Genomic DNA, 8,739 nt, shown 5'->3' with positions numbered 1-8,739 from the left:
CGGCTGCCGCCAGCCGCGAACTGCCGATCGAGACGATCTATGTCGTCGGCCTCATCAGCGACGCTGAAGCGCTTGCGGTCAAGAACATCGCCAAGCCAGAAGACTTGAAGGGCAAGAAGATCGCCACGCCCTTCGTTTCGACTGCGCATTACAGCCTGCTGACGGCGCTGAAGCACTGGAAGGTCGATCCGAAGTCGGTGCAGATCCTCAATCTGCGTCCGCCGGAAATCGCTGCTGCCTGGGAGCGCGGTGACATCGACGGCGCCTATGTCTGGGATCCCGTCCTGGCGCAGTTGAAAAAGAGCGGCAGCGTGCTTGCTACCTCCGCCGATGTCGCCAAGTGGGGCGGCCCGACCTTCGATGCTTGGATCGTCAGCAAGAAATTTGCCGAGGCCCATCCGGAAGTCGTCATCGGCTTCGTGAAGGTCACGGGTGCGGCTTACGCCTCCTACCTCGCCAATCCGGATAGTTGGAATGCGAAATCACCGGAAGCCGAAAAGATCGCCAAGCTCACCGGCGCCAAGACCGATGAAGTGCCGGCTCTTCTCAAGGGCTACACGTTCCCGAGCCTGAAGGAACAGGCCAGCGCCGATCTCCTCGGTGGCGGCACGGTCAAGGCTGTTGCCGAAACCTCGGCCTTCCTTCTGGAGCAGGGCAAGATCCCCGGCGTCCTGAAGGACTACAGCCCCTATGTTTCCGACCGCTGGGTCAAGGAAGCAGCCAAGGCAGGTCTTTGATCCTCCCAAGGGTCCCGGCGCGGCTTCGGCTGCGCCGGTTTTTTCTCAAACAGGTGATGCTCATGAGCATACTTTCATTACAGTCCTTGTCGCTCGATTACGCCGAGGCAGGCAGTCGTCGGAAGAGGCGTGTGCTCGATGGCATCAACCTGCATATTGCCTCCGATGAGTTCGTGGTGGTCATCGGCCGTTCGGGCTCCGGCAAGACAAGCCTTCTCAATATTGCTGCAGGCTTCACTGAGCCCAGCGAGGGGCGTGTACTGGTCGACGGAAAAGAGATCGACGGGCCGGGCGTAGACCGGGCCGTGGTGTTTCAAGACGACGCGCTCTATCCCTGGCTGACCGCCGCCGGCAATGTGGCCTTTCCATTGAAGCTTCAGGGCATCCCGAAAGGCGAGAGACAGCGCCGCGCAGAAGAACTGCTGGAGAAAGTCGGGCTCGATGGTGCGGGTCACAAGAATATCTGGGAACTCTCAGGCGGCATGCGCCAGCGCGTCGGCATCGCCCGCGCCCTGGCCTCCGGCCCTCGTTTCCTGCTGCTTGATGAGCCGCTCGGTGCGCTCGACGCGCTGACACGCAGCCGCATGCAGAAATTCCTGCTGGATGTCTGGGCGGAAAGCAAAACCGGTGCCTTGCTGATCACCCACAGCATCGATGAGGCGCTGTTGCTCGCGACACGCGTCATCGTGCTGGCACCCAATCCCGGCCGCATCGTCGCCGACATCAGGACCGAGTTTGGCAAGGCGTTGCTCGACGGCAAAAGCGTCAAGGAGATCAAGGCGCTCACTGCGTTTAAAAATCTGCACGACGAGCTGACCGCACTTATCCATGCGGATGAAGAGGAGATTGCCGCATGAGCGTCGAGGCGGAAGCACTGGCGACCAGAGTGCCGGATCAGCCGGTAGAGGCGCGGCCGAAACGCCGCGGCACACTGCCGATCTCGCTTGCAACCATCGCCGTCATTATCGCCGGCTGGAGCCTGGCATCGGCCTATGGCGCCGTTTCGCCGGTCTTCCTGCCGTCGCCGCTTGTCGTGGCGAAATCGCTCGCCAACGTCGCAGTCAACGGCTTCGTCGATTCCACGCTCGCCGAACATACACTCGCGAGCCTGCTGCGCATCTTTGCAGCGCTCGCCGTCTCGCTCATCATCGGTGTGCCGGCAGGTCTTGCGATCGCCACGAGCCGTATCGGCAAGGGCATCCTTGACCCGATCGTCGAATTCCTGCGGCCCCTGCCGCCGCTGGCCTATCTACCGCTGATCATCATCTGGGTCGGCATCGGCGAGGCATCGAAGGTTACGGTCATCTCGCTCGCCATGCTGCCGCCGATCATCCTGTCGACGGCATCAGGCGTCAAATCCGCCCCCGGCGATTTCGTCAACGCTGCCCGCTCCTTCGGGGCGAGCCGGCTGCAGGTGCTGCTGCACGTCATTCTTCCGGGCGCCATTCCGTCGATCCTGACGGGCACGCGCATCGCGCTCGGCGCCGGCTGGTCGACGCTGGTCGCGGCCGAGCTCGTCGCGGCAAGCCAGGGTCTCGGCTTCATGATCCAGTCTGCTGCGCAGTTCCTGGTGACCGATATCGTCATCGGCGGGATCATCGTGATTGCTGCAATCGCTTTCCTGCTGGAGATCCTGGCACGACTGATCGAACGGGTTTTCGTGCCCTGGGCTGCGCATCGCTGAACGTCTATCATCGCCTTGCCGATCAAATTATCCTAAGGCTGTATCGCGCCGCGTCGCCGCATGGTGGTAGCGTGGCGCGCAGACGATGCGGAGGATGATATGGCGAAGAAGACGCTGTCGGACTGGGAGACGTTGGCGGAAAAGGAGCTGCGCGCAGCACCAGATACGCTGACCTGGCACACGCCCGAGGGCATCGACGTCAAACCGCTCTACACCGCCGCCGATCTCGATGGCACTGACGCGGATAGCTTACCTGGCTTTGCACCATTCACCCGCGGCCCGCGCGCCACCATGTATGTTGGCCGTCCCTGGACGATCCGGCAATATGCCGGCTTTTCGACCGCCGAGGAATCCAATGCCTTCTATCGCCGCAATCTCGCTGCCGGCCAGAAGGGGCTCTCGGTCGCCTTCGACCTTGCCACTCATCGCGGTTACGACAGCGATCATCCGCGCGTCGTCGGCGATGTCGGCAAGGCGGGTGTTGCGATCGACAGCGTCGAGGACATGAAGATTCTCTTCGACGGCATTCCGCTGCAGGACATGTCCGTTTCCATGACCATGAACGGCGCCGTCATCCCAATTCTGGCGAATTTCATCGTCGCCGGCGAGGAGCAGGGTGTTTCGAAGGCCGAGCTTTCCGGGACCATCCAGAACGACATCCTCAAGGAGTTCATGGTCCGCAACACCTATATCTACCCGCCGGAACCCTCGATGCGCATCGTCGCCGATATCATCGAATATACGGCAAAAGAGATGCCGAAATTCAATTCGATCTCGATCTCCGGCTATCACATGCAGGAGGCGGGCGCGACGTTGGTGCAGGAGCTTGCCTTCACCCTCGCCGACGGGCGCGAATATGTGCGTGCGGCGATCGCCAAGGGGCTGAATGTTGATGATTTTGCCGGCCGGCTCTCCTTCTTCTTCGCGATCGGCATGAACTTTTTCATGGAGGCGGCCAAGCTTCGCGCCGCCCGCCTGCTCTGGACCCGCATCATGGAGGAGTTCCAGCCGAAGAAAGCGTCTTCGCTGATGCTGCGCACCCACTGCCAGACATCGGGTGTGTCGCTGCAGGAACAGGATCCCTACAACAACATCATCCGCACTGCCTTTGAGGCGATGTCGGCGGTGCTCGGCGGTACGCAGTCGCTGCACACCAATTCCTTCGACGAGGCGATCGCGCTGCCGACGGAGTTTTCCGCGCGTATTGCTCGCAATACGCAGCTCATTCTGCAGCACGAGACCGGCGTTACCAACGTCGTCGACCCGCTCGCCGGCTCCTATTATGTCGAGAGCTTGACGAAGGAACTGGCTGACAAGGCCTGGGCGCTGATCGAAGAGGTCGAGGCGCTCGGTGGCATGACGAAGGCCGTCAATGAAGGCTTGCCGAAGCGGCTGATCGAGGAAGCCGCCGCCCGTCGCCAGGCCGCGGTCGACAAGGGCGACGAGGTCATCGTCGGCGTCAACAAATACCGGCTGGAGACCGAACAGCCGATCGACATTCTCGAGATCGACAACAGCGCGGTGCGTGCTGCGCAGATCCGCCGGATCGAGGAAACCAAGCGTCGCCGTGACGGCATGAAGGTGAAGGAGGCGCTGGCCGCGCTTTCGGACATTGCCCGCAGCGGCAATGGCAATCTGCTCGCCGCCGCCGTCGAAGCCGCGCGGGCGCGGGCCACCGTTGGCGAAATCTCTGATGCGATGCGTGAGATCTTCGGCGATCATTTCGCGACACCCAAGGTCATCCGCGGCGTCTATGGAACCGCCTATCGCGATGAGCCGGAACTGGATGTTCTGAAAGCCCGCATGGCTGAAGTGACCGAGGCGATGGGTCGCAAGCCAAAGATCATGGTCGCCAAGCTCGGCCAGGATGGGCATGACCGCGGCGCCAAGGTCATCGCCTCGGCTTTCGGCGATGTCGGTTTCGATGTTCTTGCCGGTCCGCTGTTCCAGACGCCGGAGGAGGCGGCCGGCATGGCGCTCGGCGAGAAGGTCAACGTCATCGGCGTTTCGTCGCTGGCGGCCGGCCACCGGACGCTATTGCCGCAGCTGATCGACCGGCTGAAGGAGCAGGGCGGCGGCGATATCATCGTTGTCTGTGGCGGCGTCATTCCGCGGCAGGATTATGAATTCCTGCACGAACACGGAGTTGCCGCCGTGTTCGGCCCGGGTACCAATGTGCTCGAGGCGGCGAACTCCGTTCTCGACCTGCTGCAGGGCATAAGGCGAAACCAGTAGCTTAGAGCAGACTGCGCTTTGCGAGGTTGCTCATCAGCGCCGAGATACCGAAGGTCCAGGGCGGGCATTCGGTCGACAGCCCGACGGTGTTGAGCAGCGCGCCGAGACCGGCCGACGAGATTTCCACGACGTCGCCGACCTTGTGGGTAAAACCCTGGTTCTTTGCATCGCGGTCTTGCGTCGGCGCAAAGAGCGTGCCGAGGAACAGCATGAAACCATCAGGATACTGATGGTGAGCGCCAACCGTCTGCTTGACGAGATCGGTCGGGTCGCGGCTGATCTGTGACATGGAGCTCTTGCCGTGCAGCACGAAACCGTCCTGGCCGGTAACCTTGAGGTCCAGCTCGGCCTTGCGCACGTCGTCAAGGCTGTAGCTCGCGTCAAACAGGCGGATGAAAGGCCCGATCGAGCAGGAGGCGTTGTTATCCTTCGCCTTGCCGAGCAGCAGCGCGGAACGGCCCTCGACGTCGCGCAGGTTCACGTCATTGCCGAGTGTCGCGCCCTTGATCTCGCCGCGGCTGTTGACCGCCAGGACGATTTCCGGCTCCGGATTGTTCCATGTCGAGATCGGGTGAAGGCCGACATCCGAACCCCAACCGACGGAGGAAAGTACTGGAGATTTAGTGAAGACTTCCGCATCGGGGCCGATACCGACTTCGAGATATTGCGACCAGATGCCTTCCTCGATCAGCGCCTGCTTCACCTTGGCAGCTTCAGGCGAGCCCGCCTTGATATTGGTCAGGCTGCCGCCGATCAGCGTGCTGACGCGCTCGCGGATCGAGGCGGCACGGTCTGGATTGCCGGCCGCCTTTTCCTCGATGACACGTTCGATCATCGACTGAGCGAAGGTTACACCGCAGGCCTTGATTGCCTGCAGGTCGGCCGGTGCCAGGAGATAGGCCTTGCTCGCATCGGGCTTGCCTGTGCTGTTGGCGGCGATTGCTTCGAGCGTGCCGAGCGCCCTGCCGGAGGCGGCGCGGACGAACTCTGCCGCATCGGCTCGTTCCAGCAGCGCGCTCAGCGTCGGCGCTTCGGCGGAGGTGACATCGACAAGTGCGCCGTCGCGAAGCGTCACGATGCTCGGCCCGGCAACATCAGGATTCCAGACGCGGCCGACAAACAGGCCGCCCGAAGCGGCAGCATCGAGGAGGGATTGGGACATGGTGATCTTCCGTCACAGGGCGGAGCGGGGAGCGCTCCTGCAGAAAGGGATAGCTGCCGTCCTCCTACCCGACGGCTCCCGAAAATCGAGCATATTCACCGGGCAAGAGCAAGTCTCAACAGGCGAAAAGCGGTTCGTATCTGCAGTGGGCACTTGAGAGATAATAGAGTGTGTCAGCGGCATTTTGTCATAACTTATAACTATTTAGATACAAAATAACCGTTCGATTTCAGATATTTACAAAAGAGGCAAAAGAGTTTTTCCGCCTATCTTGCCTTGACAGGGGCTCTCTTTCGCTGTCTGTTTTGCTCCATGGAGAAGGGTCGGCGTAGGCCGACCTGAGAAACTTCCCCGGGAGGATAATACTGCGATGCTGAGATTTGCCGTCGTCGGGATCGACCATGGGCACACGTTCGATCATGTGAAGGGATTGCTGGCCGCTGGTGCCGAATTCGTCGGTTATTGCCCGCAAACGACTGTGCCCGCAATCCGAGAAATGTTCGAGAAGACCTATCCGGATGCGCCGCAGATCGATCGCGAGAAGATCTTTGCCGATCCCTCGATCGACGTCATCTGCATTGCCGCCATTCCGCGCGACCGCGCCGGCCTTGCCATCCGCGCCATGAAGGCTGGCAAGGATGTGATGACCGACAAGCCGGGCGTGACCACCTTCGCCCAGCTCGAAGAGGTCAAGCGTACCGTTGCCGAGACCGGCAAGATCTTCTCCATCTGCTTTTCCGAGCGCCATTGCGTACGGTCCGCCGTCAAGGCCGGCAAGCTCGTCAAGGAAGGGGCGATCGGCAAGGTCATCCAGACGCTCGGCATGGGGCCGCACAGGCTGCAGCTGCCGACACGGCCGGACTGGTTTTTTGACCCGGAAGCCTTCGGCGGCATCATCGTCGATATCGCCTCGCACCAGGTCGACCAGTTCCTGTTCTACACCGGCTCGACGACGGGTGAGGTGGTCGCAAGCTCTGTCGGCAATTTCGGCATGCCGGAAAAGCCTGAATTCCAGGATTTCGGCGAAGTGCTGCTGCGGTCCAACAAGGCAAGCGGTTATGTCCGTGTAGACTGGTTCACGCCGGAAGCGCTGCCCACCTGGGGCGATGGACGCCTGACCATTCTCGGCACCGAGGGTTATATCGAGCTGCGCAAATATATCGATATTGCTGGTCGCCCTGGCAAGGACCATCTCTTCCTCGTCAACGGCAAGGAGATGACGCATATCGATTGCAGCGGCGAGAAGCTCGACTATTTCGACGCCTTTGCCGCCGATGTACGCGACCGCACCGAAACGGCAATGACGCAAGGCCACGTTTACGAGGTCTGCCGCCTTTCAATCGAAGCACAGACCAAGGCCGCCCGCATCGGCACCCGCTGAGGAAAACATCATGACACGGAAACTGCGCGTGGGCGTCATCGGCGCGGGCATTGCCGAACGGCATCTGACAGGCTTCGGCTGGAACCGCGATCTTTTCGAGGTTCCTGTTCTCTGCTCTCTCGACGCGGATCGCGGCCAGCCGCTCTGCGAGGAGCACAAGATTCCTGAATATACCCAGGATACGGATTCGCTCTTCACGCGCGACGATCTCGATATCATCGATATCGCCACGCCGCCGAGCTCGCATTTCGAGCTTTGCAGGAAGGCGATCGAAAGTGGCAAGCACGTGATCTGCGAAAAGCCGCTCTTCGGCTCAATCGCCGAAGTGGACGAGATGGCGCGCATCCTGGCGCGTTCGAACGGCCGCAAGCTGATGCCGATCTTCCAGTACCGTTACGGCAGCGGCCTGCAGAAGCTGAAGCTTCTGATCGAGCGCGGCCTGGCTGGCAAGCCCTTCCTCACCACCATCGAGACCCATTGGTGGCGCGGGCCGGACTATTACGCCGTGCCCTGGCGCGGAAAATGGGCGACGGAACTCGGCGGCGGCCTGCTCGGCCATGCGATCCATGCCCATGACATGCTGAACTATGTACACGGCCCATGCGCCGAGGTGTTTTCCTATGGCGCGACGCTGGTCAATCCGATCGAGGTGGAAGATACCGCCGCGCTGTCGGTGAAGATGCAGAACGGCTCCCTCGCTACGCTGTCCATGACGCTCGGCTCACGCAAGGAGATATCCAGACTGCGTTTCTGCTTCAGGGATCTCGTTGCCGAGAGCATTCTGGAACCCTACACGATGGGCCGCGATCCCTGGACCTTCATCGCTGGGACCGAGGAACATCAGGCCCGCATCGACGCAGCGCTTGCCGGCTACGAAGCCAAGGAAGACGGTTATACGCGCCAGTTCGAGCTGTTCCATCAGGCCCTTATGGAGGGCAAGGATCCGCCGGTCACCTTGCAGGATGCGCGCAATTCGCTTGAACTCGTAACAGCCGCCTATTACTCGCAGCGTACGGGCCAACCGACGCCGATGCCGATCACGGCCGATCATCCGCTGTATCGTTCCTGGCTGCCGGAAGAAGAACGGCGCGTTGCGGCAGGCGTCTGAGGTAGTGAAGATGCTGAAATCATTCGAACATATCGGTATGACCGTCAGCAATATGGATCGTGCCATCGAGTTCTATTGCGGTCTGCTCGGGCTAAAACTGCAGCTGCGCAAGCAGATGCCTGATGGCATGCAGGTTGCCTTCCTCGACGCTGGCGGCGGCATGCTGGAAGTTTTCGCCCCGTCTGGCGGGGCCGCTCGCGCGGTCGATCTTCCCGAAGGAACGGCAGGCGTCAAGCACATCACCTTCCATTTCAAGAATGTCGAAGAAACCTTCGCGCAGCTGGAAGCGGCAGGCGTCGAAATCAAGGAGCTGCCGCGCTTTGCCGTCCATTCGGAGATGCTGAACAGGATCGCCTTTGTCCGCGATCCCGATGGCATCATTGTCGAGCTTGCGGAGCGGTCGCAGAACCGGCTTGGCTGACAGCTGTGCGG

At 61.1% G+C, this 8,739-nt stretch carries 8 protein-coding genes; 7 read left to right on the top strand and 1 reads right to left on the bottom strand.

Going from position 1 to position 8,739, the window contains the following annotated elements; all coding sequences use genetic code 11:
* The 4 genes from tauA to scpA all read left to right on the top strand — a co-directional run.
* Positions 1-737, top strand: a 737-nt coding sequence (gene tauA / locus PMI11_RS09230; RefSeq protein WP_007815895.1) for a taurine ABC transporter substrate-binding protein, incomplete at its 5' end; no start/stop codon positions are given.
* 62 nt (positions 738-799) lie between these two features.
* On the top strand, positions 800-1,594 hold the full coding sequence (locus PMI11_RS09225) for a taurine ABC transporter ATP-binding protein (protein ID WP_007815893.1): 795 nt from the start codon (positions 800-802) through the stop codon (positions 1,592-1,594).
* On the top strand, positions 1,591-2,421 hold the full coding sequence (locus tag PMI11_RS09220; RefSeq protein WP_007815891.1) for an ABC transporter permease subunit: 831 nt from the start codon (positions 1,591-1,593) through the stop codon (positions 2,419-2,421). The genes PMI11_RS09225 and PMI11_RS09220 overlap by 4 nt, the downstream gene beginning before the upstream one ends.
* Positions 2,422-2,520: 99 nt before the next feature.
* Complete coding sequence (gene scpA / locus PMI11_RS09215; RefSeq protein WP_007815889.1) at positions 2,521-4,656, top strand: methylmalonyl-CoA mutase; 2,136 nt, start codon at positions 2,521-2,523, stop codon at positions 4,654-4,656.
* Position 4,657: 1 nt separating this feature from the next.
* Here the strand turns inward: scpA and PMI11_RS09210 are convergent, their stop codons facing one another.
* On the bottom strand, positions 4,658-5,818 hold the full coding sequence (locus PMI11_RS09210; RefSeq protein WP_007815887.1) for a fumarylacetoacetate hydrolase family protein: 1,161 nt from the start codon (positions 5,816-5,818) through the stop codon (positions 4,658-4,660).
* Positions 5,819-6,188: 370 nt separating this feature from the next.
* Between PMI11_RS09210 and PMI11_RS09205 the strand changes: the two genes are divergently transcribed.
* From PMI11_RS09205 to PMI11_RS09195, 3 genes are read left to right on the top strand one after another with little or no spacing between them, the layout of a single operon-like run.
* Positions 6,189-7,199 carry a Gfo/Idh/MocA family protein gene (locus PMI11_RS09205; protein WP_007815885.1) on the top strand — a complete coding sequence of 337 codons (1,011 nt, stop codon included), beginning with the start codon at positions 6,189-6,191 and terminating at the stop codon, positions 7,197-7,199.
* 10 nt (positions 7,200-7,209) lie between these two features.
* Entirely contained in the window at positions 7,210-8,307 is a 1,098-nt protein-coding gene (locus PMI11_RS09200) for a Gfo/Idh/MocA family protein (protein WP_007815883.1), read from the top strand.
* A gap of 10 nt (positions 8,308-8,317) precedes the next feature.
* A complete protein-coding gene (locus PMI11_RS09195) occupies positions 8,318-8,728 on the top strand; it encodes a VOC family protein (RefSeq protein WP_007815881.1) in 411 nt (136 codons plus the stop codon).
* Positions 8,729-8,739: the final 11 nt, after the last annotated feature.

The organism is Rhizobium sp. CF142 (assembly GCF_000281145.1).
Taxonomy (GTDB): Bacteria; Pseudomonadota; Alphaproteobacteria; order Rhizobiales; family Rhizobiaceae; genus Rhizobium.
This window is presented reverse-complemented; position numbering and strand designations above follow the sequence as displayed.

Bases quoted from the DNA above. Each gene is read 5' to 3' on its own strand.
- PMI11_RS09200 (WP_007815883.1), top strand. From the start codon at position 7,210: ATGACACGGAAACTGCGCGTGGGCGTCATCGGCGCGGGCATTGCCGAA.
- scpA (WP_007815889.1), top strand. From the start codon at position 2,521: ATGGCGAAGAAGACGCTGTCGGACTGGGAGACGTTGGCGGAAAAGGAG.
- PMI11_RS09205 (WP_007815885.1), top strand. From the start codon at position 6,189: ATGCTGAGATTTGCCGTCGTCGGGATCGACCATGGGCACACGTTCGAT.
- PMI11_RS09225 (WP_007815893.1), top strand. From the start codon at position 800: ATGAGCATACTTTCATTACAGTCCTTGTCGCTCGATTACGCCGAGGCA.
- PMI11_RS09195 (WP_007815881.1), top strand. From the start codon at position 8,318: ATGCTGAAATCATTCGAACATATCGGTATGACCGTCAGCAATATGGAT.
- PMI11_RS09220 (WP_007815891.1), top strand. From the start codon at position 1,591: ATGAGCGTCGAGGCGGAAGCACTGGCGACCAGAGTGCCGGATCAGCCG.
- PMI11_RS09210 (WP_007815887.1), bottom strand. From the start codon at position 5,818: ATGTCCCAATCCCTCCTCGATGCTGCCGCTTCGGGCGGCCTGTTTGTC.